At 68.0% G+C, this 21,816-nt stretch carries 23 protein-coding genes and 1 pseudogene; 6 read left to right on the top strand and 18 right to left on the bottom strand.

Going from position 1 to position 21,816, the window contains the following annotated elements; all coding sequences use genetic code 11:
* Positions 1–21: 21 nt before the first annotated feature.
* Positions 22–786, bottom strand: coding sequence for a Nif3-like dinuclear metal center hexameric protein (locus tag AC1PPL_RS08575; protein ID WP_012655735.1), 765 nt, complete (start codon positions 784–786; stop codon positions 22–24).
* Between the two features lie 139 nt (positions 787–925).
* Here AC1PPL_RS08575 and AC1PPL_RS08570 point away from each other — a divergent pair, with 139 nt between their 5' ends.
* Both AC1PPL_RS08570 and AC1PPL_RS08565 read left to right on the top strand, forming a co-directional pair.
* Positions 926–2,269, top strand: coding sequence for a ferredoxin reductase family protein (locus AC1PPL_RS08570; protein WP_479973072.1), 1,344 nt, complete (start codon positions 926–928; stop codon positions 2,267–2,269).
* A 135-nt stretch (positions 2,270–2,404) separates the two neighbouring features.
* On the top strand, positions 2,405–3,544 hold the full coding sequence (locus AC1PPL_RS08565; protein WP_088887547.1) for a S1C family serine protease: 1,140 nt from the start codon (positions 2,405–2,407) through the stop codon (positions 3,542–3,544).
* A 134-nt stretch (positions 3,545–3,678) separates the two neighbouring features.
* Here AC1PPL_RS08565 and tatC read toward each other — a convergent pair whose 3' ends face one another.
* The 10 genes from tatC to galE all read right to left on the bottom strand — a co-directional run bounded on the left by tatC (position 3,679) and on the right by galE (position 10,068).
* Positions 3,679–4,467, bottom strand: coding sequence for a twin-arginine translocase subunit TatC (gene tatC / locus AC1PPL_RS08560; protein ID WP_047349954.1), 789 nt, complete (start codon positions 4,465–4,467; stop codon positions 3,679–3,681).
* A gap of 61 nt (positions 4,468–4,528) precedes the next feature.
* Positions 4,529–5,008, bottom strand: coding sequence for a Sec-independent protein translocase protein TatB (gene tatB / locus AC1PPL_RS08555; RefSeq protein ID WP_011804231.1), 480 nt, complete (start codon positions 5,006–5,008; stop codon positions 4,529–4,531).
* Between the two features lie 32 nt (positions 5,009–5,040).
* The gene (tatA, locus tag AC1PPL_RS08550; RefSeq protein WP_011804230.1) at positions 5,041–5,289 is read right to left on the bottom strand and encodes a Sec-independent protein translocase subunit TatA; all 249 of its coding nucleotides are present in this window, start codon (positions 5,287–5,289) and stop codon (positions 5,041–5,043) included.
* Between the two features lie 95 nt (positions 5,290–5,384).
* The gene (locus AC1PPL_RS08545; RefSeq protein WP_479973071.1) at positions 5,385–5,744 is read right to left on the bottom strand and encodes a histidine triad nucleotide-binding protein; all 360 of its coding nucleotides are present in this window, start codon (positions 5,742–5,744) and stop codon (positions 5,385–5,387) included.
* A 39-nt stretch (positions 5,745–5,783) separates the two neighbouring features.
* A complete protein-coding gene (locus tag AC1PPL_RS08540) occupies positions 5,784–6,824 on the bottom strand; it encodes a patatin-like phospholipase family protein (protein ID WP_287743243.1) in 1,041 nt (346 codons plus the stop codon).
* Complete coding sequence (locus tag AC1PPL_RS08535) at positions 6,817–7,203, bottom strand: DUF4870 family protein (RefSeq protein ID WP_011804227.1); 387 nt, start codon at positions 7,201–7,203, stop codon at positions 6,817–6,819. Before AC1PPL_RS08535 ends, AC1PPL_RS08540 begins: the two co-directional genes overlap by 8 nt.
* Positions 7,203–7,601 (bottom strand): phosphoribosyl-ATP diphosphatase, encoded by a 399-nt coding sequence (locus AC1PPL_RS08530; RefSeq protein ID WP_011804226.1) that lies wholly within the window; start codon positions 7,599–7,601, stop codon positions 7,203–7,205. Before AC1PPL_RS08530 ends, AC1PPL_RS08535 begins: the two co-directional genes overlap by 1 nt.
* A 6-nt stretch (positions 7,602–7,607) precedes the next feature.
* Positions 7,608–8,006, bottom strand: a complete 399-nt coding sequence (gene hisI / locus AC1PPL_RS08525) for a phosphoribosyl-AMP cyclohydrolase (protein WP_479973070.1) — start codon at positions 8,004–8,006, stop codon at positions 7,608–7,610.
* A gap of 104 nt (positions 8,007–8,110) precedes the next feature.
* The gene (gene hisF, locus AC1PPL_RS08520; protein ID WP_011804224.1) at positions 8,111–8,890 is read right to left on the bottom strand and encodes an imidazole glycerol phosphate synthase subunit HisF; all 780 of its coding nucleotides are present in this window, start codon (positions 8,888–8,890) and stop codon (positions 8,111–8,113) included.
* A gap of 158 nt (positions 8,891–9,048) precedes the next feature.
* Positions 9,049–10,068, bottom strand: a complete 1,020-nt coding sequence (galE, locus tag AC1PPL_RS08515; RefSeq protein ID WP_479973069.1) for a UDP-glucose 4-epimerase GalE — start codon at positions 10,066–10,068, stop codon at positions 9,049–9,051.
* A gap of 234 nt (positions 10,069–10,302) precedes the next feature.
* Here galE and AC1PPL_RS08510 point away from each other — a divergent pair, with 234 nt between their 5' ends.
* From AC1PPL_RS08510 to AC1PPL_RS08495, 4 genes are read left to right on the top strand one after another with little or no spacing between them, the layout of a single operon-like run.
* Entirely contained in the window at positions 10,303–11,697 is a 1,395-nt protein-coding gene (locus AC1PPL_RS08510) for a TackOD1 domain-containing metal-binding protein (protein WP_479973068.1), read from the top strand.
* Between the two features lie 6 nt (positions 11,698–11,703).
* Positions 11,704–13,029, top strand: a complete 1,326-nt coding sequence (locus AC1PPL_RS08505) for a glycosyltransferase family 2 protein (RefSeq protein ID WP_012655723.1) — start codon at positions 11,704–11,706, stop codon at positions 13,027–13,029.
* Between the two features lies 1 nt (position 13,030).
* Positions 13,031–15,145 (top strand): TolC family protein, encoded by a 2,115-nt coding sequence (locus AC1PPL_RS08500; protein ID WP_479973067.1) that lies wholly within the window; start codon positions 13,031–13,033, stop codon positions 15,143–15,145.
* A complete protein-coding gene (locus AC1PPL_RS08495; protein ID WP_479973066.1) occupies positions 15,142–16,212 on the top strand; it encodes an HlyD family secretion protein in 1,071 nt (356 codons plus the stop codon). The genes AC1PPL_RS08500 and AC1PPL_RS08495 overlap by 4 nt, the downstream gene beginning before the upstream one ends.
* Before the next feature lie 45 nt (positions 16,213–16,257).
* Here AC1PPL_RS08495 and hisA read toward each other — a convergent pair whose 3' ends face one another.
* From hisA to hisD, 7 genes and pseudogenes are all read right to left on the bottom strand, one after another.
* Positions 16,258–17,001, bottom strand: a complete 744-nt coding sequence (gene hisA, locus AC1PPL_RS08490) for a 1-(5-phosphoribosyl)-5-[(5-phosphoribosylamino)methylideneamino]imidazole-4-carboxamide isomerase (protein WP_012655720.1) — start codon at positions 16,999–17,001, stop codon at positions 16,258–16,260.
* A gap of 58 nt (positions 17,002–17,059) precedes the next feature.
* Complete coding sequence (hisH, locus tag AC1PPL_RS08485) at positions 17,060–17,728, bottom strand: imidazole glycerol phosphate synthase subunit HisH (RefSeq protein WP_313560657.1); 669 nt, start codon at positions 17,726–17,728, stop codon at positions 17,060–17,062.
* Between the two features lie 50 nt (positions 17,729–17,778).
* Positions 17,779–18,411 (bottom strand): imidazoleglycerol-phosphate dehydratase HisB, encoded by a 633-nt coding sequence (hisB, locus tag AC1PPL_RS08480; RefSeq protein WP_287805383.1) that lies wholly within the window; start codon positions 18,409–18,411, stop codon positions 17,779–17,781.
* Positions 18,408–19,514, bottom strand: coding sequence for a histidinol-phosphate transaminase (gene hisC, locus AC1PPL_RS08475; protein WP_479973065.1), 1,107 nt, complete (start codon positions 19,512–19,514; stop codon positions 18,408–18,410). The genes hisB and hisC overlap by 4 nt, the downstream gene beginning before the upstream one ends.
* 38 nt (positions 19,515–19,552) lie before the next feature.
* Positions 19,553–19,972 carry a PIN domain-containing protein gene (locus tag AC1PPL_RS08470; RefSeq protein WP_256376608.1) on the bottom strand — a complete coding sequence of 140 codons (420 nt, stop codon included), beginning with the start codon at positions 19,970–19,972 and terminating at the stop codon, positions 19,553–19,555.
* Between the two features lie 96 nt (positions 19,973–20,068).
* A pseudogene (locus AC1PPL_RS08465) lies at positions 20,069–20,254 on the bottom strand (PIN domain-containing protein); the annotation flags it as partial.
* Positions 20,255–20,418: 164 nt separating this feature from the next.
* Positions 20,419–21,738, bottom strand: a complete 1,320-nt coding sequence (gene hisD, locus AC1PPL_RS08460) for a histidinol dehydrogenase (RefSeq protein ID WP_012655717.1) — start codon at positions 21,736–21,738, stop codon at positions 20,419–20,421.
* Between the last annotated feature and the right edge of the window lie 78 nt (positions 21,739–21,816).

Raw genomic sequence — 21,816 nt, 5'->3', positions numbered from 1 at the left:
TATATTTTTAATAGCAAAAACTCAAGCAGGATTGTCGATATCGATGAAACGGTGCTCCAACCCCAACCGCTGCGCGACATGGGCCGCGAGCGCCGGCGCACCGTAGCGTTCGGTGGCATGGTGGCCGGCTGCGATGAAGGCCACGCCCGTCTCGCGCGCGAGGTGGGTCTGCTGTTCGGAGATCTCGCCGGTAATGAAGGCATCCGCCCCCGCGGCGATGGCGGACTCGAAGAACCCTTGCGCGCCGCCCGTGCACCAGGCCACGCGGCGGATGGGGCGCACCTGTTCCGGCGCCACCACCGTGGCCGCACGGCCCAGCGCCGCTTGCACGTGCGCGGCCAGCGCACCCACATCTGCGAAGTCCGCCGGCGCGGCAAAGCCCAGGTCCTGCTCGCCAAAACGCTGGTCGGGCTGCCAGCCCAGCACGCGCCCCAGTTGTGCGTTGTTGCCCCACTGCGCATGCGCGTCCAGTGGCAAGTGGTAGGCAAACAGATTGATGTCGTGTGCCAGCAGGCGCTGCAGGCGCTGCTTCATCCAGCCGGTCACGCGGCCGTCCATGCCCCGCCAGAACAAGCCGTGGTGCACGAAGATGGCGTCGGCCCGCGCGGCAATGGCGGCATCGATCAGCGCGCGGCTGGCCGTGACTCCGCTGACGATGCGCGCGATCTCGCGCCTGCCTTCTACCTGCAGCCCATTGGGCCCGTAATCCTTGAAGCGTTCGGGCTGCAGTTCGGCATCAAAGGCCGCCAGCAGCGCGTCCCGGTCGGTATGCGAAGGATGAGACATGCGGCAATTGTCCGCGATGTGCCCCTGCGCTGACCCACATCAAACGTGTTTACCATGCTTCACACTGCTTAAAAAATCCCGCGCAAACGCGCTCCTAGACTGCCTGGCAAACCACTATGACGACCAACAGGGAACTGGGATGAAACGCATCACGTGGGCCTTCTGGGCCTTCTTGCTCGGCCTCACCGCGCTGTGGCTGATGGCCGACACGCTATGGCCCGCGCAGCCGGGCTACTTCGCGCTGCGCACCGTCTGGGTGCAATACAGCGGCGTGCTGGTGATGGGCGCGATGTCGCTCGCCATGCTGCTGGCCGTGCGCCCCGTGTGGCTGGAGCGGCATTTGGACGGGCTGGACAAGATGTACCGTCTGCACAAGTGGCTGGGCATCGCCGCGCTGGCGATCGGCACGGTGCACTGGCTCTGGGCCAAGGGCACCAAATGGGCCGTGGGATGGGGTTGGCTCACCCGGCCGCCGCGCGGGCCGCGCCCGCCTGCCGAGAACCTGGGCCTTGCCGAGGCCACGCTGCGCGATTGGCGCGGCCTCGCCGAAGGCGTGGGCGAGTGGGCGTTCTACGCAGCGGTACTGCTCATCGTGCTGGCGCTGGTCAAGCGCTTTCCGTACCGGCTGTTCGCCAAGACGCACCAGTTGCTGGCCGTGGCTTACCTAGTGCTGGTCTTCCACACCGTGGTGCTGGTGCAATGGAGCTACTGGTCGCAGCCGATCGGCTGGCTGCTGGCCCTGCTGGTGGCCGCCGGCACGGTATCAGCCGTGCTGGTACTGACCCGCCGCGTGGGCAGGCGCCGCACCGTTCAGGGTCGCATCGTTTCATTGCAGCCTTATCCCGCGCTGCGCGTGCTGGAAACGCGCATCCGTCTCGACGGCCTCTGGCCCGGGCACCGCGCGGGGCAATTCGCCTTCGTCACCTCCGACCCCAAGGAAGGCGCGCACCCCTACACCATCGCATCGGCGTGGAAGCCACAAGACCCGTGCGTCACTTTCATCACCAAGGCCCTCGGCGACCACACCAGCCGCCTGCCCGACCGCCTGCGCGTGGGCGACCACGTGACGGTGGAGGGGCCATACGGCTGCTTCACATTCGACGACGCACGTCCGCGCCAGATCTGGATCGGCGCCGGCATCGGCATTACGCCGTTCGTCGCACGCATGAAACAACTCGCGCACGGGGGCTACGACTCCACCCGGCCCATCGACCTGTTCCACACCACCGCCGACCACGACCCGGTGGCGCTGGACAAGCTGCGTGTCGATGCGCAGGCCGCCGGCGTGCGCCTGCACCTGTTCGTGGATGCACAGGACGGGCGCCTGGACGGCGAGCGTCTGCGAGCGCTGGTACCCGAATGGCGAAACGCCAGCGTCTGGTTTTGCGGCCCGATACCGTTCGCCTCTGCCCTGCGGGCAGACCTGGCCGCGCACGGCCTGCCCACGCAGGCTTTCCACCAGGAACTGTTCCAGATGCGCTAATGCGACGCGAAGCAGGCCCCTCGCAACGCCAGGCCCGCCACTGCGTCTGCAGGGACTCGCGCCGCGCCGTCCCACGCCCCGAAACCGGGGCACACGCCTACAATTTGCGCTCGCCTTCCAACCGCATCACGCCCCATGAAACGCCTCTGGCTCCTGCTCTCCCAATCCGTCACCGTGCTGCTGGCTGCGTACTTCGTGGTGGCCACCCTGCAGCCCGACTGGCTGCAGCGCGGCGCCACACGCAGCGGCGCTGGCATTTCGCTCATCGAGGCGCCCTCCTCCACGTCCGCCCAGCCCGCGGCGGGCAGCTTCAGTGGGGCGGCGCGCAGGGCGGCGCCAGCGGTGGTCAGCATCAACACCAGCAAAGCCGTGCGCCACCCGCGTAGCAACGACCCGTGGTTCCAGTTCTTCTTTGGCGACCAAGGCACCCAGGCGCAAACCGGCCTGGGCAGCGGCGTGATCATCAGCCCCGACGGCTACATCCTCACCAACAACCACGTGGTGGAGGGCGCCGACGAGATCGAGGTGACGCTCACCGACAGCCGGCGCGCGCGCGCCACCATCATCGGGACCGACCCTGAAACCGACCTGGCCGTGCTGAAGGTGGATCTCGACAAGCTGCCCGTCATCGTGCTGGGCGATTCCGACCAGCTCGCCGTGGGCGATCAGGTGCTGGCCATCGGCAATCCCTTTGGCGTGGGCCAGACGGTCACCAGCGGCATCGTGTCGGCACTGGGTCGCAGCCAACTGGGCATCAACACTTTCGAGAACTTCATTCAGACCGACGCGGCCATCAACCCCGGCAACTCCGGCGGCGCGCTGGTGGACGTGAATGGCAACCTGATGGGCATCAACACCGCCATCTACTCCCGCTCAGGCGGCAGCATGGGCATCGGCTTCGCCATTCCCGTGTCGACGGCCAAGCTGGTGCTGGACGGTATCGTGCGCGACGGGCAGGTCACGCGCGGCTGGATCGGCGTGGAGCCCAACGAACTGTCCCCCGAACTGGCCCAGACCTTTGGCGTCAAGGCCACGGAGGGCGTGATCATCACCGGCGTGCTGCAGGGCGGTCCCGCGGCAGTGGCGGGGGTGCGGCCGGGCGACGTGATCCTGAGCGTGGAGGACAAAGCCACCAACAACGTGTCGCAACTGCTCACGGCGGTGGCGTCCCTCAAGCCCGGCTCCGCGGCCAGCTTTGCGCTGCAGCGCGGCGACGCGCGGCTGGAGGTATCGGTCGTGCCGGGCACGCGGCCCCGCGTGCAGCAGCGCCGCTGAACAGCATTGCCATCAAAAAAATAGCTTCCCGCGCTTGTCTACAAAGCGCGGGAAGCTATTTTTGTTCCACTCCTGAACGGTGCACCACCGGGCGCCGGCGGCCCCCCGCAGCGCGGCGGTGGCTCAGCGCACGCTCACGGCGCGGATTCCTGCGGATCCTCGGGTGCCTTGGTATGGCGGATGAACAGCTGCGCCGCCCAGATCCCCAACTCGTAGAGCAGGCACATGGGAATCGCCAGCGCCAGTTGCGACACCACGTCCGGCGGCGTGACGATGGCGGCGATCACGAACGCGACCACGATGAAGTAGCCGCGGAAGCTCTTGAGCTTTTCCACGCTCACGACGTTCAGGCGCGCCAGCACCACCACAGCGATCGGCACCTCAAAGGCCAGGCCGAAGGCGAGGAACATGGTCATCACGAAGCCCAGGTAGGCCTCGATATCCGGCGCAGCGGTGATGCTCTTGGGTGCAAAACCCTGGATGAAGCTGAACACCTGCCCAAACACGAAGAAGTAGCAGAACGCCACGCCGATGAAGAACAGCACCGTGCTGGAAACTACCAGCGGCAGCACCAGGCGCTTCTCGTGCGAATACAGCCCCGGCGCCACGAAGGCCCACACCTGCCACAGCACGAAGGGCAGCGCCACAAGGAACGCCGACATCAGCAGGATCTTGAGCGGCACCATGAAGGGCGAGATCACCGAGGTGGCAATCATGGTCGCCCCCTGCGGCAAGTGGGCCACCAGGGGCGCGGCCAGGAAGTCGTACAGCTGGCCGGGACCGGGATAGAAGAACAGGGCGGCCGCGACGACCCCCACCGCGATCATGGCCTTCACGAGGCGGTCGCGCAGCTCCATCAGGTGCTGCACGAAAGGCTGCTCGGTACCGGCGAGCTCGTCTTCTTGGTTCGGTGTTTCGGACATGGTGGGGGTGAGGCGGGATCATGGCCCGCGCGGGCTGCGCAGGGCGCAGCCCATCAGGGGATCAATGGAATTTCTGGGGGCGGAACCGTGCCACGCGCGCCGCGCCTGACTGCACCCGCGTGCGCACGCCCGCGCGCGCCTTGTACCACTGGGGCATGGCACCGCGCTTGAGGCGCCAGTTCTTGGCTGGGTGCTTGTACGCCGGGACCACAGTGGACAGGCCTTGGTCCACCCCGTAGGTGCTGCCGGTCGCAGAGGCGTCGCCCAGGCTATGCTCCATGTCCTTCTGGAAATCGCTGGCGCTGGTGTGGATGGTCTGCTCCACGTCGCGCGCCGCGTTCTCCACGGTGTCTTTCATCTTGCGCAGCTCGTCCAGCTCCATGGAGCGGTTGACCTCCGCCTTGACGTCGGCCACATAACGCTGCGCCTTGCCCAGCAAGGTGCCCACCGTGCGCGCGACGCGCGGCAGCTTCTCGGGGCCGATGACGATGAGGGCCACGGCGCCAATCAGCGCCATCTTGGACAGGCCAATGTCGATCATGAGGAACGCTCAGGCAGGAAAGGCGTGGGCGTTCAGCTCTTGTGCTTGGCTTCGACGTCGATCGTGGTCTTGTCGGCAGCCGTGCTGTTGTTGGTCACCTGGCCCGCGGGCGCGCTGGTGGTGGCCGAGTCATCGGTGCTGGCGCCATCCTTCATGCCGTCCTTGAAACCCTTGACCGCGCCGCCCAGGTCGGAGCCGATGTTCTTGAGCTTCTTGGTGCCGAACACCATCACGACGATCAGCAGCACGATGAGCCAGTGCCAAATGGAAAACGAACCCATGAAAATCTCCTAACGAATACGGCCCATTCTAGACGGCGGATATGTCGGGCCCCTCATATCCCTAGCAACTTCACGGCGGCTGCAGGCGTGCCAACTTACCCCTTGAGCCAGGGGCGGGGACCACCGATCACGTGCATGTGCAGGTGGTGGATCTCCTGGCCGCCCTCGGAACCGGTATTTACCACGATGCGGAATCCTCCGTCCGGATAAGGGTTGCAGCCCTGCTCCTGCGCCAGCTTGGGCGCCAGCGTCATCATGTGCCCCAGCAGGTCCGCGTGCTCGGGCGTGATCGCCGCCATGGAATGCAGATGGACCTTGGGCACCACGAGAAAATGCACCGGCGCCCAGGGGTGGATGTCGTGGAAGGCAAACACCCGCTCGTCCTCGTACACCTTCTTCGAGGGGATCTGGCCGGCGATAATCTTGCAGAAGAGGCAGTTCGGGTCGTGTTGCATGGCGGAGGGCGAAAAGGCGGTCAACAGGCAGTGGAAAGGTCACGCATTGTCGGCGATGTTGACCGTGGTGCGCACGCCCACGTCCGCCCGGTGGGCCTGCAGCCAGTCCTGGCCGGCCGCCCTGCCCAGGTCGAACAAGCGGCGCACGAAGGCCAGGTCCGCCCGCAGCTTGCTGGCGGCTCCGAACGGCTCGAGCACCGCGCCACCATCGATGCGGTGCATGCGCACGCTCTTGTAGCGGCGCGCGTCCAGCTTGCCTTCGGCCAGCAGCCGGCGCACGAACTCGATGGCGCGCAGCTCGGATAGCAGGGCGGCGTTGAACGTGACCTCGTTCATGCGCTCCATGATCTCGCTGGCGCTGTCGGGCACACCTTGGTGTTCAATGGGGTTGATCTGCACCAGCAGCACATCGGCGCAGTCGGTCTTGTAGATCAGCGGATGCAGCGCGGGGTTGCCGGAATAGCCACCGTCCCAGTAATGCTCGCCGTCAATCTCCACCGCCTTGAACAGCAGCGGCAGGCAGGCCGAGGCCATGACGGCATCGGCGCTGAGCCGCTTGCCGGTGAAAATCTCCCCGCGCCCCGTGCGCACATTGGTCGCGCACACGAACACCTGCGGCACAGTGCTGGACTGCGACGCACGCGCAGAAGCCAGGGCCTCGAAGTCCACCTCGCGCTCCAGCACCCTCCGCAGGGGGTTGATGTCCAGCGGATTGGTCTGGTAGGGCGACAGCCAGTGGGACATCATGCCCAGCAGCGGCCCGGCACCGGGCAAGGGGATGCCCCAGGTCAGGCTGCCGAGTGTGCCCACGCCTTCCCACAGCCGCGCCAGCGTGGCGCGCGCCAGTTCGCAGCCGGCGCGGTGCGCCTCCAGCGGGTCTTTGTGTTCCCGCGCGGCCTGGGCGAATCCGTGGGCCAGCGCAACGGCATTCATGGCACCGGCGCTGGTGCCGCTCACGCCGTCGATGAGGAACTGGCCGTCTTCGAGCAACGCATCCAGCACGCCCCAGGTCAGCGCCCCATGCGAGCCGCCGCCCTGCAGCGCGAGGTTGAGCCGCTGCGGCGCGCCCTGCTCAGGCATCGATGGCCTGCCCCTTGTTCATGGCCACCATGCCGCGCACGATGCGGTAGAGGAACCAGATGGAGATCAGGCCCCAGGCGACCCAACCCGGGAAAAAGAAAACCAACCACAGCGGCGCAGTGACCGCGTACAGCACGCCGGCCCAGATCACGGTGCGCACGCGCCAGGAGAAATGGCTGGCCTGCCAGGTACCCGCAGCATCGCTTTTCTTCACCAGGTCGATCACCAGCGCGACGATGAGCAGCGCGGCGCTAGGCTGCGCGCCCGGCAGTACCGCCGCCACGGCCACGATCAGGTGCAGGATGTAGCTGACCCATCCGACCGTCTTGAGGGATTCGGCCCGCTCGCTGGGCTCCACGTCGACGATATCGTTGTTCATCACGCACCTCCTTCTTCGCTGCTGCGGGCTGCGGCCTTGCGCAGGGCCTTTTCCTCGATGCCGCTGATGCCCTCGCGGCGCTCCAGCTCGGCAATCACGTCGGCGGGGGCAAGCCCGTAATGCGCCAGCGCGATCATCGAGTGGAACCACAGGTCGGCCACCTCGTACACCAGCTTGGCCTTGTCAGCGCCATGGTCCAAGTCCTTGGCCGCCATGACCACCTCGGTCGCCTCCTCGCCCACCTTCTTGAGGAAGGCGTCAGGCCCCTTGTGCAGCAGCCGCGCGACGTAGCTCTTGTCAGGGTCGCCGCCGTTGGCGGGCTTGCGGCTTTCGATGACGCCGGCCAGCCGCGCAAGCGCGTCCTGCGACAGAGGGGCATGGGTATCGGTGCGGGTCATGGCTTCTTATTTGTAGATGGATTCGGGGTCTTTCAAGACCGGATCGACAGCCTGCCACGCGCCATTCTGGAGGGCGTTGAAGAAGCAGCTGTGACGGCCCGTGTGGCAGGCAATGCCGGGCTCGTGGCCCAGCTGCGTCACCTTCAGCAGCACCACGTCGCTGTCGCAGTCCAGGCGAATGTCGTGCACCTGCTGCACATGGCCCGACTCCTCGCCCTTGAACCACAGCTTGCCGCGCGAGCGGCTGTAGTACACGGCGCGGCTCAGCTCGGCGGTCTTGGCCAGCGCCTCGCGGTTCATCCAGGCAAACATCAGCACGTCGCCCGTGGCGGCCTCCTGCGCAATCACGGGCACCAGGCCCTGCGCATCCCATTTCACTTGATCAAGCCAGTTCATGGTGTCCATTGTCGGTCATCGGCAGCTACAACGCCGATGTATGCTGCATTTTTTATAGCTTACAGCGCTTGCTGGAAGCGCGCTACAGGCCTTTTTGGCATCCATTCGCGGCATCAGAGCCGCACGGGGATACCGCGCTCGCGCATGCGCTCCTTGGCCTGGCGCACGGTGAACTCGCCGTAGTGGAAGATGCTGGCCGCCAGCACCGCATCCGCGCCGCCCTGCTGCACGCCATCGGCCAGGTGGTCCAGGTTGCCCACGCCGCCCGAGGCGATCACGGGCACGCCCACGGCGTCGCTCACCGCACGGGTGAGTTGCAGATCAAACCCGCTCTTGGTGCCGTCGCGGTCCATGCTGGTCAGCAGGATCTCGCCCGCACCGCGGCGCGCCATCTCCACGGCCCACTGCACGGCGTCCAGGCCGGTGTTCTTGCGCCCGCCATGGCTGTACACATCCCAGCCCTCGCCGCGCTCGGCCACTTCCGCGCCCTGGCGGCGCTTGGCATCGATGGCCACGACAATGCACTGCGCGCCGTACTTGGCCGAGGCCTGGCTGATGACGTCGGGGTTGGCGATCGCGGCGGAGTTGAAGCTGGTCTTGTCCGCGCCCGCATTGAGCAGGCGGCGCACGTCTTCCACGGTGCGCACGCCACCGCCTACGGTCAAGGGGATGAAGACCTGGCTGGCCACGGCCTCGATGATGGGCAGGATCAGGTCGCGCTCGTCACTGGTGGCGGTGATGTCCAGGAAGGTGAGCTCGTCGGCGCCCTGCGCGTTGTAGCGCGCGGCGATCTCCACCGGATCGCCCGCGTCGCGCAGCTCGACAAAGTTGACACCCTTGACGACACGGCCACCGGTCACGTCAAGGCAGGGAATGATGCGTTTGGCAAGCATGCGCCAGCACTCCGGCTTTTGAAGAAGAAGGGCCGCAAGATACCATGGGCGGCGCCATGCTCAGCTATTGAATCAATAGCTTTTCGCGCTCGTCGGATTTGGTTTCCAAACCATTTCCCCCATCAATTCCTTGACTGACGAGCGCAACCAGCTATCAATCAAGGAGCATCACCCAGTCGGCGCGCCTCGCCATCCTGCCAGCGCCAGGCATCCCGGCACATGGCCTGCACATCGCGTCGCGCGCGCCAGCCCAGCAGGCGCTCGGCCAGGGCTGGGTCGGCCCAGCAGGCGGCCACATCGCCGGGGCGGCGCGCCACCACCTGGTAGGGCACGGCACGGCCGCTGGCCTGCTCGAAGCCGCGCACCATCTCCAGCACCGACACCGGCCGTCCCGTGCCGAGGTTCACCGTGAGCAGCCCCGGATGCGCGCGCAGGTAGCGCAGCGCGGCCACGTGGCCTTCGGCCAGATCGCATACGTGGATGTAGTCGCGCACGCCCGTGCCGTCGGGCGTGGGGTAGTCGCCGCCGTACACGCTCAGCACCTCGCGCTGGCCCGTGGCCACCTGGGCCACGTAGGGCATGAGGTTGTTGGGAATGTCCTGCGGGTCCTCGCCGATCAGCCCACTCTCGTGCGCGCCCACGGGGTTGAAGTAGCGCAGCCGCGCAATGCGCCACTGGCCGGGCTCGGCGTGGTCCACATCGGCCAGCACCTGCTCCATCATCAGCTTGCTCCAGCCGTAAGGGTTGGTGGCCGACAGCGGGAAGTCCTCGCGGATGGGCAGGCTCGCCGGATCGCCATACACCGTGGCCGAGGAGGAAAACACCAGCGTGCGCACGCCGGCCGCCTGCATGGCGCGCAGCAGGCTCACCGTCCCCGCCACGTTGTTTTCGTAGTAGCGCAGCGGCTCGCGCACCGATTCGCCCACGGCCTTGAGCGCGGCGAAGTGGATCACGCCCTCGATGGGGTGGGACGCAAACAGTTGCCGCAGCAACTGCGCGTCGCGCACGTCGCCCTCGACGCACGCCGCCGGCTTGCCGGTGATGCGCGCCAGGCGGTCCAGCACGCTGCGGCGGCTGTTGCTGAAGTTGTCGAGCAGCAAGGTGGGGATGCCTGCATCGGCAAGGGCCGCACAGGTGTGGGTGCCGATGAAGCCCGCGCCCCCGGTTACAAGAATCATGTCCTCTCGCCCTCGAAAATACGCAAAGCCATGACTGTACCGCCGGGCTTCATTCAACCGCGTGAGGCCGGGGCGCGTTGTAATCGGGTAACCTTGGCTTGCGCCCCACATGGCCGCCGGCGCTCTTCCCGCAGGGCGGGCGCGCCCGGATGGGCGTGGGTTATTGGCCGCCATCCACCCTCTTTTTGCTGATCAACCGCCTGTGCCGATGGCGCGCGGTGCGTTCCGTTCCGAATGACTGTATCGCCCTCTTCCGCCACGCCCCCCGCCGAATCCATGGTCGTGCTGCGGCCCTCGGGACAACCGGTTCCGGCACAGCCCCAGGCCCAGGTCTTCGATTCCTGGGACGCCTTCACGCGGTCGTCCGTGCAGCCCCTCGGCTTTTACCTGGAGGGCTGGGATGCTCCCGCCGCGGACGATCTGATTCTCAAGTTGCGCCGCAGCCCCTGGTGGGACCGCCTGGCCGTGGTGGCCCCCGGCGAGGGCAAGGCCTCCGTGCTGGCCGACACCGCCGCACCCTATGCCGACGCGGTGGCCCGCGCGGAGCGCAGCCTGGCCGTGCGCCGCAGCCTGCGCCTGGCCCTGACGGACATGCGTCTGGAAGAGCGCGTGCTGTACTTCCTGTACGTGCGCGACGCGATGGAGCTGGCGCCGCAGTGCACGCTCACGCACCCCATGCTCTACCACTATCCCGTGGTGGACGCCCTGGCGCGGCGGGGCGAGGATCCCGGTGCCTGCCTCGCGACCCTGGTGCGCCGCAAGCTCTTGGAGCCCGCCCAGCTCGTGGACCGCACGCGCCACTGCCGCACCTGCGGCAGCGCTCACATCCACTACATCGATGTCTGCCCGCACTGCTCCAGCCTGCAGATCCGCAAGGAAGCCTCGCTGCACTGCTTCTCCTGCGGGCATGTGGCGCCCGAGAGCGACTTCCACCACGACGGCGGTCTCTCCTGCCCCCAGTGCAGCGGGGCGCTGCGCCACATTGGTGTGGACTATGACCGCCCGCTGACGCAGTATGCCTGCGGCAGCTGCCATCACGTGTTCGTGGAGACCACGACGCAGGCACGCTGCCTGGCCTGCCGCACCAGCTGCGCGCCCAGTGCCCTGGATGTACGCGAAGTCGCCAGCCTGCGCCTGAGCGCACACGGCCGCACCGCGCTGCGCGCAGGGCAGATCCAGGAGTCGTTTGCGGCGCTCGACACCGCCAACTACGTTGAGGCGCCCCATTTCCGGCGCATGCTCGACTGGGCACTGGCCGTGACCACGCGCCATCCGGAGATGCGGTTCGGGCTCATGCTGATCGAATTCACCAACGCCACAGAACTCATCGAGGAGCTGGGGGCCGCGCGCGTCTTCCTGCTGCTGGACGAGTTCGCGCGCCGCCTGCACGAATTGCTGCGCACGTCAGACATCACCACCCGCACACAGGAGGACAAGCTCTGGCTGTTCCTGCCGTTCTCCGACCCCGCAGGCCTGTCCGCGCGACTGCAGCGCGCGCTGTCCGACCAGACGGTGGCGGCTGCCCCATCGGCGCTGCAGGCGCGCATCCGCCATCTTCAGATGCCGCAGGACCTGCGCGCCGGAGACAGCGCAGCGGCGCTGATGGAACGGCTGCTCGACCAGGCCTGACGCCGCATGTGGGACACCGCCGTCTTTGCCTTCGCGACGCTGTTCGCCAGCTCCAGCCAGCAGAACTGGGTGGAGCTGGCGCTCAAGTTCTTTCCGTTCGTCGTGTTCCTGGAGGCGCCCTTCTTCCTGCTGGTCACCGCAGGCATGGTGAAGTACGGATTGCGTGAGCACCGCCCGCTGCGCCAGCGCGAAGCCTATCCGCGCGTGTCGTGCGTCATCACCTGCTATTCCGAGGGGGAGGACGTGGGCAAGACCATCGGGTCGCTGGCGCAACAGCTGTACCCCGGCTTCATCGAGATCATCGCCGTGATCGACGGCGCGCTGCAAAACGGCCCCACGCTGCGCGCCGCGCGGCGCGCGCAGTCGCTGCTGGCAGGCACCCAGCGCCGCAGCCTGGTGGTGCTGCCCAAGTGGCAGCGCGGGGGACGCGTGTCGTCGCTGAATGCGGGCCTGTCCATTGCCACGGGCGAGGTGGTGATGGCACTGGACGGCGACACTTCTTTCGATAACGACATGGTGCGCAACGCCACGCGCCACTTCGATGACCCAGGCGTCGTGGGCGTGGCGGGCAACCTGCGCGTGCGCAACGCCAAGCGTTCGCTGGTCACGCGGCTGCAGGCACTGGAATACATGCTCTCCATCGGCGCGGGCAAGACCGGACTGTCGGAGTTCAACATCGTCAACAACATCTCCGGCGCGTTCGGCGTCTTCCGCACCCGGTTCCTGCGCAACCTGGGCGGGTGGGACGCCGGCACCGCCGAAGACCTGGACATGACGATGCGCATCAAGCAGTACTTCGGCCGGCACCCGGACCTGCGCATCGTGTTCGACCCGCACGCCGTCGGGCACACGGACGCCCCGGACACCTGGCGCGTCTTCTTTCGCCAGCGCCTGCGTTGGGATGGAGACATGTTCTACATCTTCATCCGCAAGTTCCGCTTCAACCTGCGCCCGCGCCTGCTGGGCTGGCGCAACTTCCTGTTCGTCATCGTGAACGGCCTGCTGATGCAGCTCGTGCTGCCGTTCCTGATCGTGGCGTACACCGGCACCATGCTCTTCACCATGCCCTTGGGGGTGGTGATGGGCGTGCTGGCCTTCATCTACCTCGCCTACCTGGCCGCGCTGCTGTTTTACTTCCTGCTGTACGTCGTGGCCGTATCCGAGCGGCCGCGGGACGACGTGTGGTACCTGGGCTTCCTGCCGCTGTTTCCTCTCTTTGCCTTCGTCAACCGCATCCACTGCTCGTTCTCCATCATGGCCGAGATGTTCATGAAGTCCCACCTGGACTCGTCCATGGCGCCCTGGTGGGTGCTGCGCAAGACCAAGTTCTGACATGTTCCAGCGCAGCCCCCGTCACACCCTGATCGCTCTGCTGGCCTGCATCTGCGCGGGCCCGCAGGGCGCCGCGGCCCACGCCAGCCCGCCGGTCTCCCTCACGCAGCTGGAGGACCGCGCCCGCGCGTTCGCCCCATCGGCCCGGCTGGCGCAGGCGGACGTTACCGTGGCCGAGCAGCGCAGCGCCGCCCTGCAGGCGGGCAGTGGTGCCCAGCTGTTTGGCGGCGCGGGCGTGGACAACGCGCGCGAGGCGGTGACCGATACCCTCAGCCGCGACTACCAGCGCACCCAGATGCACCTGGGGGTGCGCTGGCCCCTGCTGGGCACGCGCGCGGCGCAGCAACGCACGGTGGACGATGCCCAGCATGCCGTGGAGCAAAGCCGACTGCGCCGCCTGCAGATGGAAAACGAGGCCGTGCTTGCCGTGCGCCGCGCGTATGTGCGCCACCTGCGCAGTGTGGAGCGCATCCGCCTGGCGGACGCCTTCCTGCGGGTGCGCGCCGAAGCGCAGGAGCAATTGGCGAGCCGCCACGCCGCCGGCGTGCTGCTGGAGGCCGACCGGCTGGACCTCGGCGGCCTGTTCAACATCGTGCAGGCGACGCATGACAGCCAGAGTACCGCGCGGGATCTGGCCCGCGCGGAGATCGAGCGCCTGACGGGGCAGCCCGCCGCAGCGGTGCAGACGCAGGAACCCGCCTGGCCCCAGACCTGCCTGGCCCCCGGCGCAGCGGCGCTGGACCGATCCCCCGCCGTCACGCTGGCACAGCAGGAGGTGGACGCAGCCCAGCAGCGCCAGCAGCATGCGCGCCTGGAAGGGGTGCAAGCCAGCGTCTCGCTGGCGCAGTCGTTCAGCCGTGACATCGGCGGCCCCACGGGCCACAGCACGCGCGTGGGCGTTGATTTTTCTCTGCCGCTGCAGTGGCGCAGCCAGCGCGACGCGGCCCTGGCCCAGGCGCAGGGCGAGATCGACCGCGCTCAGGCGCTGCTGGCCTTGCGCCGCAGCGAACTGGAGGCCGCGGCCCAGCAGGCCCTGGCCGCCTATCGGCTGCGCGACAAGGAAATAGCAGACCACCGGCACCGCCAGCAGGCCGCGGCCGAGGCGCTTCGGATCGCGCAGTTGCGCCTGAACGCCTTCGACGGTGACGGCTATTCCAAGCTGCTCACCACGCGCTATGCGCTGTACCAGGCCGCCGTGCAGGTGGTCGACGGCGCCGAGCGGCGCGACCTGGCCGCCCTGGACGTGCTGGCCCTGGGCGATGGATGCACGCTGGCCTGGCACGACGCCCCCGCGGCGCCCGATCCCTGGGCCGCGACGGTCGCCGCGCTGGCCGCGGGCACGGCACCGACCTCCGCCAAGGCGGCACCCGGCGAGACCGGCCTGGGCTGGTACGTGTGGCATGGGCAAGCCCTGCTGGACCAGACCGCGCAACTGGACGAACTGCCCCCTCGCAGCCGCCGCCTGCTGCTGTCGTTCACGGCGGCGCAGTTGCAGGCCCTGGCACGGCCCGACGGCCGGGCGCGGTGGATGGCCCTGCGCGCCCAGGCGCAGGCACGGCAGCTGACGCTCGAACTGCTGCTGGGTGAGCCCACCTGGGTGTTGCCCCACGAGCGCACGCGACTGCTGGCCCTGGTGGAGTCCTTGCGCGACCTGCCCGCCGATGCCCTGCACCTGGACCTGGAGCGCAGCCAGCTTCCCGCTGCCCAGCAGCGCGACTGGAGCCGCCACCTCATCGACACGCTGCAGGCGGTGCGCGCCGCGGCTCCCTGGCCCCTGGCCCTGACGACACACTACCGTGAACTGCAGCAACCCGGTTTTGCCGCACGCGTACACGCAGCCGGGGTCGGCGAAGTGGTGGCGATGCTCTACGTGAACAACCCCGAACGCACCGCCACCCTCGCCCGGCCGTTGTTGTCAGCGGCGCCGGCGGGGTTGCGCATCGCGGTGGCGCAAAGCATCGAATCCGCGCTGCCGGCGCAAGAGAGCAGCTTCGCGTTGGGCAAGGCCCGGTCCCTGCAGCGCTGGGATGCGCTGGCACACCAATTGGCCGGCCTGCCCGGCTTTGGGGGCGTCGTGGTGCAGTCGTGGGAAGACTATAGGGAGGCTCGGCCTTGAAGATCAATTTTGACGCGCCGCCCACCTCGGCGCAGGAAACCAACGGCCTGGAAGTGCGCTATGCAGCCGCCAAGCGCCGCGTGCCGCGCTGGCGCTGGTATTTGCTGCTCGCCATGGTGCTGGTGGCCCCCGCCTACCTGCTGGTCCGCTTCGGCATCGCCTACTGGTGGGAGAGTACGCCGGCCCAGGTCGTGCTGGAGCAGGCCACTCTGCGCGCACCGGCCGCTGGCCGCGTGGCATTCGTGGCGGCGCCCGGCGCACCGCTGGAACCCGGCCAGCCCGTGATGGCGCTGGAGCGCACACCGACGGACACCCCCGCACCGCCTGCCGCCACGCCAAGCCCCACGCCGCATGCGCAGGAACCCGCCCAGGCGCAGGCCTACGCCGCCAAGCTGGCGCTGCTGACCGAGGCCGAGCGCCTGGCCAGCCGCCGGCTGGCGATCCAGCAGGAAAGGCTGCAGACCATGCAGGGCTTGCGCGAGCAAGGGGCCGCCACACGCCAGGAAGTGGACAACCTGCGCTTTCAGGTCCTGCAGGCCGAGGCGGACCTCAGCCGCGCCCGCGCCGATGTGCGCGAGCAGCGCATGCTGGTGGCGCGCGCGCCAACTATCGTGCCGGCCCCGGCGGCGCCTGCAACGCCATCGGCCCCCGCGGAAGAAGCTGCGCCCGCGCAGCCCGGCACCGCCCTTGCGCCCTTTGCCGCCACCGCGGTGCAGGCCCTGGTGCGCCCGGGGGACTGGGTGGCCCAGGGCGCGGAGGTCGCCGTACTGCAGCGGCGCGGGGAACCGCTGGTGCATGCCTACCTGCCGCCCGACAAGGCGCGTTACGCGCAAGTCGGCCGCATCGCCACGCTGCATTTCATGGACGGGGGCAAGGTGCGCGCGAAAGTGGTGGGGCTCATGATGGAGGCGCAAAGCCCTCCGGCCGACCGCGTGTCGCCGCTGACCCCGCGCACGCCGTCCATCGTGGTGAAACTCCAGGCGCTGGAGCCGTTGCCAGCGCCCTACCACATCCACCAATTGCCGCTGGATGTGCGTTTCGACTGGGTGGCCAGCCGCTGGTTCTGACCCGGCCGCATACGCCGCCGGGTGAAGGCGCCGGGCCGCCCCGGCTCAGGCCAGGCTCAGCTCGTCGGCGCGATGCTGCGCGGCTGCGAAATCCAGGTCGCCGGAATAGATCGCGCGCCCGCAGATGACGCCTTCCACGCCTTCGTTTTCGACTTCGCAGAGCTTCTCGATGTCCGCGATGCCGGCCAGGCCGCCCGAGGCGATCACGGGGATGGTGAGGGCCTGGGCCAGCTTGACCGTAGCCTCGATATTGATGCCCGAGAGCATGCCGTCGCGGCCGATGTCGGTGTAGATGATGGATTCCACGCCCCAGTCCTGGAACTTGCGCGCCAGATCGACCACCTCGTGGCCGGTGAGCTTGCTCCAGCCGTCAGTGGCCACCTTGCCGTCCTTGGCGTCCAGGCCCACGATGATGTGGCCGCCAAACGCGCTGCACGCATCCTTGAGGAAGCCGGGGTTCTTCACCGCGGCCGTGCCGATGATGACGTACCGCAGCCCGGCGTCGATGTAGCGCTCGATGGTGTCCAGGTCGCGGATGCCGCCGCCCAGCTGCACCGGAATGTCGGCGCCCACCTCGGCCAGGATGGCCTTGATGGCCGCCTTGTTCTTGGGCTGGCCGGCAAACGCGCCGTTCAGGTCCACCAGGTGCAGGCGGCGCGCGCCCGCATCCGCCCACTTGCGGGCCATGGCGGCGGGGTCTTCGCCAAAGGTGGTCGATTGGTCCATGTCACCTTGCTTGAGGCGTACGCAGTGGCCGTCCTTGAGGTCGATGGCGGGGATGAGCAGCATGATGGTGAGCGGGGAATGGGGCGAGCCGCACAAGGCCCGGCCCTGCCGGGTTGAAGAATCAGGGCTTCCAGTGCAAGAAGTTGCGGTACAGCGCCAAGCCGTGCTCGGCGCTTTTCTCCGGGTGGAACTGGGTAGCAAAAATATTATCGCGTGCGATGGCCGCAGCAAAGGGGCCGCCGTAGTCAGCCTCGCCGGCGCAGTGCAGCGGGTTGGCCGGGCGCGCGTAGAAGCTGTGCACAAAGTAGAAGTAGCTGTCGTCGGGCACCCCCGCCCATACCGGGTGCGCCACGCCGCCGTGGCGCGCCTGGCGCACGCGGTTCCAGCCCATCTGGGGGACCTTGTAACGGCTGCCGTCGGGCTGGGTGCGCCCGGCCAGGTCGAACTTGAGCACCTCGCCCGGGATCAGGCCCAGCCCGGGGGTGTCGCCCTCGGCGCTGTGGTCCAGCAGCATCTGCATGCCCACACATACGCCAAACAGCGGCTTGGACGCGGCAGCCTCCAGCACGGATTCGAGCAGACCCGACTCCCGCAACTCGCGCATGCAGTCCGGCATGGCGCCCTGGCCGGGCAACACCACACGGTCGGCCGCGCGCACCTCATCGGGGTGCGCGGTGACCATTACCCGGAAACCGCTGCCCTGCGCCGCGACCTGCACGGCCTGCGAGACGGAGCGCAGGTTGCCCATGCCGTAGTCCACGACTGCGACGGCTTTTGCTTCACTATTCATAGCTGCTTGCGCTTGATGGATAAGCGTTACAGGCCAATTTGGCTTGAATTTTACAGGGAACCCTTGGTGGAGGGGATCACGCCTGCGGCGCGCGGGTCGCGCTCCAGCGCAGCGCGCAGCGCGCGCGCGAAGGCCTTGAACACCGTCTCGCACTGGTGGTGGGCGTTGATGCCCTTCAGGTTGTCGATGTGCAGCGTCACGCCCGCATGGTTCACGAAGCCCTGGAAGAATTCGTAGGTGAGCTGGGTGTCGAAACCGCCAATGTTCCCGGCGGTGAACGGAATGTGCAGGTGCAGCCCCGGGCGGCCCGAGAAGTCCACCACCACCCGTGACAGGGCTTCATCGAGCGGCACGTAGGCATGGCCGTAGCGGCGGATGCCCTTCTTGTCGCCCACGGCCCGCGCGAAAGCCTGGCCCAGCGTGATGCCCACATCTTCCACCGTGTGGTGGCCGTCGATGTGCAGGTCGCCGTCGCAGTCGATCTGCAGGTCGATCAGCCCATGGCGCGCGATCTGGTCGAGCATGTGGTCGAAGAAGCCGATGCCGGTGTGCAGGCTGGCCGCGCCGGTGCCGTCGAGATTCACGCGCACGGTGATGCGCGTCTCGGCCGTCGTGCGGCTGACCTCGGCCGTGCGGTCGGGGCAGAGTTCTGCGGAAGAAGGAACGAGTGCGGAGGAAGTCATAGGGATGCCTGGAGCGCTGTGAGCATCTGGTCGTTGTCGGCACTGCTGCCCACCGTCAGACGCAGGCAGCCTGCCAGCAATGGATGCATTGTAGAAACGTTCTTGACGAGCACCTTGCGGGCCTTCATGCCCTCATAGGCGCGGGCGGCATCGGGCACACGCACCAGCACCATGTTGGCCTGGCTGTCCCACACGCGCTCAATGCCGGGCATGGCGCGCAGCGCGGCCAGCAGCTCGGTGCGCGCGGCACGCAGCTCGTCGGCCTGGGCGGCGAACACGTCGGCATGTTCCAGCGCGAACAGGGCGGCCTCGGTGTTCAGCACACTCACGTTGTAGGGCGGGCGCACCTTGTCGACCTCGGCCACCAGCGCGGCGGGGCCAATCATGTAGCCCAGGCGCACGCCGGCCAGGCCGAACTTGGAGAGCGTGCGCATCAGCAGCACATGGCCGTTGCGCTCGGGCTGCGTGCGCATGCGCTCGATCCAGCTGCGGCTGGCAAAGGGCTGGTAGGCCTCGTCCATGACCACGATGCCGCCCTGCGCACCGGCGGCGTCGATGATGCGCTGCACCACGGCCTCGTCCCACAGCGTGGCCGTGGGGTTGTTGGGATAGGCCAGGAAGGTGATGGCCGGGCGGTGCTGGGCGATCGCGGCCAGCATCGCGGCCTCGTCCAGCTCGAAGTCCGCCGTCAACGGCACGCCCACGAAGCCCAAGCCCTGCAGCTGCGCGCTCATCGCATACATCACGAAGCCCGGCACGGGCGCCAGCACGGTCGCCTGCGCACGCGCGCAGGCCAGCGCCACGAGGGAAATGAGCTCGTCGGAACCATTGCCCAGCAGCACGGCCGAGCCTGCCGGCGCCCCGGCGTAGGCTGCCAGCGCAGCCTTCAGATCGTTCTGGCGCGTACCGGGGTAGCGGTTAAGCGCGAGTTGCCCCAGGCGCTGCCCCAGCGCGGTCTGCAGCGCGGGCGGCAGGCCGAAGGGGTTCTCCATCGCGTCCATCTTCAGGTAGCCGGTGGCATCGGCCACGACGTAGGCCTGCATTGCGCGCACGTCGTCGCGGATGCGCGCCAGCGCGGGCAGTTCGGCAGAAGGGGTTGTCATGCGTTCATCACTCCATTCGATCGGGCGGCGCCGCCACATCAGGGGACAGCCAACGCGCAATGCAGCGGATGCAGCACCTCTACGCCGCCATACTGCGCGCCCTGCGGCAGGCTCAGCGACAGCAGGCTCGCGCAGCCGCTGTGCTGCGCGGCGGCCAGCGCCAGGCAGTCGCCCCAGGCCAGTTGGTGCCGCGCCTCCAGCGCCCAGGCGGTCTCCAGCGTGGCAGCATCGATCTGCCAGGGCGTCCAGCTGTGGTAGCGGCGGATGGCCGCGCGTGCATCGCCGTGCGGCATGGGCGCGCTGGCGGCGCGCGTCACGGTGTCGTAAAACTCGGCCAGCACCTGGCTGCTGACACGCCCCAGGCGCTCGCGCCACAGCAAGTCCAGACAGGCCAGCACCGGGGCTTGCAGGGCGGCATCGGCGCCGTCCTCGGCGGCGACCAGCACGGCCGTGTCCACAAACACGGGTTGCGCCAGGCTGCGCTGCAGCGGCTGCGGCGCCTCACCTACGTGGGCAGGACTGCGCTCGAAGCCGTGGATACGCCGCGCCGCGGCGCCCGCGCGCCAGGTGCGCTCGTCCGTGCGCCAGGCGAGGTAGGCACGCTCGTAGGCGTCCTCGCGGCGCTGCATCTCGCCTAGAAAGTCCCCCACCATGCGCGACACGCTGGTGCCGCGCCGCGCCGCCTCGATCCGGGCCCATTCGAGCACCGGATCGTCCACGGTGATGGTGACGTTCTTCATGCGTTCATCGTACACGAATTTCGTGTCACACGAAATTCGTGTTCATTCAGTTTGATGTGTTTTTCGCTTCTAAGGCTTGTTCATTCAGCGCCAGGCGCTCTCATTTTGAAAAGACAAAGCCACCTCGCAAGGTGGCTTGGTAGGCGTACAGGCTGTCGGAGCGGTCAGGACTTGAGCCGCATCTCCGCCGCCCGTGCATGCCCCTGCAGCCCCTCGCCATGCGCCAGCACGCTGGCGATGCGGCCCAGGCTCTGCGCGCCCTGCTCGCTCACCTCGATGATGCTGCTGCGCTTTTGGAAGTCGTACACGCCCAGCGGCGACGAGAAGCGTGCCGTGCCGCTGGTGGGCAGCACATGGTTGGGCCCGGCGCAATAGTCGCCCAGCGATTCGCTGGTGTAGGCGCCCAGGAAGATCGCGCCCGCGTGGCGCAGCAGCGGCTCCCAGCGGTGCGGCTCGCGGCTGCTCACCTCCAGGTGCTCGGGGGCGATACGGTTGCTGATCTCACACGCCTCTTCCATGCTGCGCGTGTGGATCAGCGCGCCGCGCCCGGTGAGGCTCTTGGCGATGATCTCGGCGCGCGGCATCTGGGGCAGCAGACGGTCGATGGCGGACTGGACCTGGTCAATGTAGGCCGCATCGGGGCACAGCAGGATGGACTGCGCCAGCTCGTCGTGCTCGGCCTGCGAGAAGAGATCCATCGCCACCCATTCCGCCGGCGTGCTGCCGTCGGCCAGCACCAGAATCTCGCTGGGGCCGGCAATCATGTCGATGCCCACGGTGCCGAACACATGCTTCTTGGCGCTGGCCACGTAGGCGTTGCCGGGGCCGGTGATCTTGTCCACCTTGGGAATGGTCTGCGTGCCATAGGCCAGCGCCGCCACGGCCTGCGCGCCGCCGATGGTGAAGGCGCGCGTGACGCCCGCCACATGCGCCGCGGCCAGCACCAGCGGGTTTTTGGTGCCCTGGGGCGTGGGCACGACCATGATGATGTCCTGCACGCCCGCCACGTGCGCGGGAATGGCGTTCATGAGCACGCTGCTCGGGTACGCGGCCTTGCCGCCCGGCACGTAGATGCCCACGCGGTCCAGCGGCGTGACTTTCTGGCCCAGCAGGGTGCCGTCGTCGTCGCGGTAGCTCCAGCTTTCGCCATTGGCCTTTTTCTGCGCCTCGTGGTAGCGGCGCACGCGGGCGGCGGCGGCCGTCAGCGCATCGCGCTGCGCCGCGGGCAGGCCGTCGAAGGCGGCTTGCAGTTCGCTGGCCTTGAGCTCCAGCGACGGCAAGCCCTGCGCATGCAGACCGTCGAAGCGCTGCGTGTACTCCAGCACTGCGGCGTCGCCGCGCTCGCGCACGTCGGCCAGGATGCCCGCCACGCGCTGCTCGATGGCCGCATCCGTGTCCGCCGACCAGTGCAGGCGTGCGGAAAACTCCACCTCGAAAGTGTCGTCAGCGGTGGACAGACGGACGGGAGCAGCTACGAATTGCATAGTGGACCTACTCAGAATGTACGAAAGGAATCGGCGCGCCGTTGCGGTAGCCGAGGGGTGCCCGGCCACGATGTTCTC

The organism is Diaphorobacter sp. B2A2W2 (genome assembly GCF_056730635.1).
The sequence above is the reverse complement of the archived record's forward strand: the minus strand, read 5'-3'. Positions and strand labels throughout refer to the sequence as shown.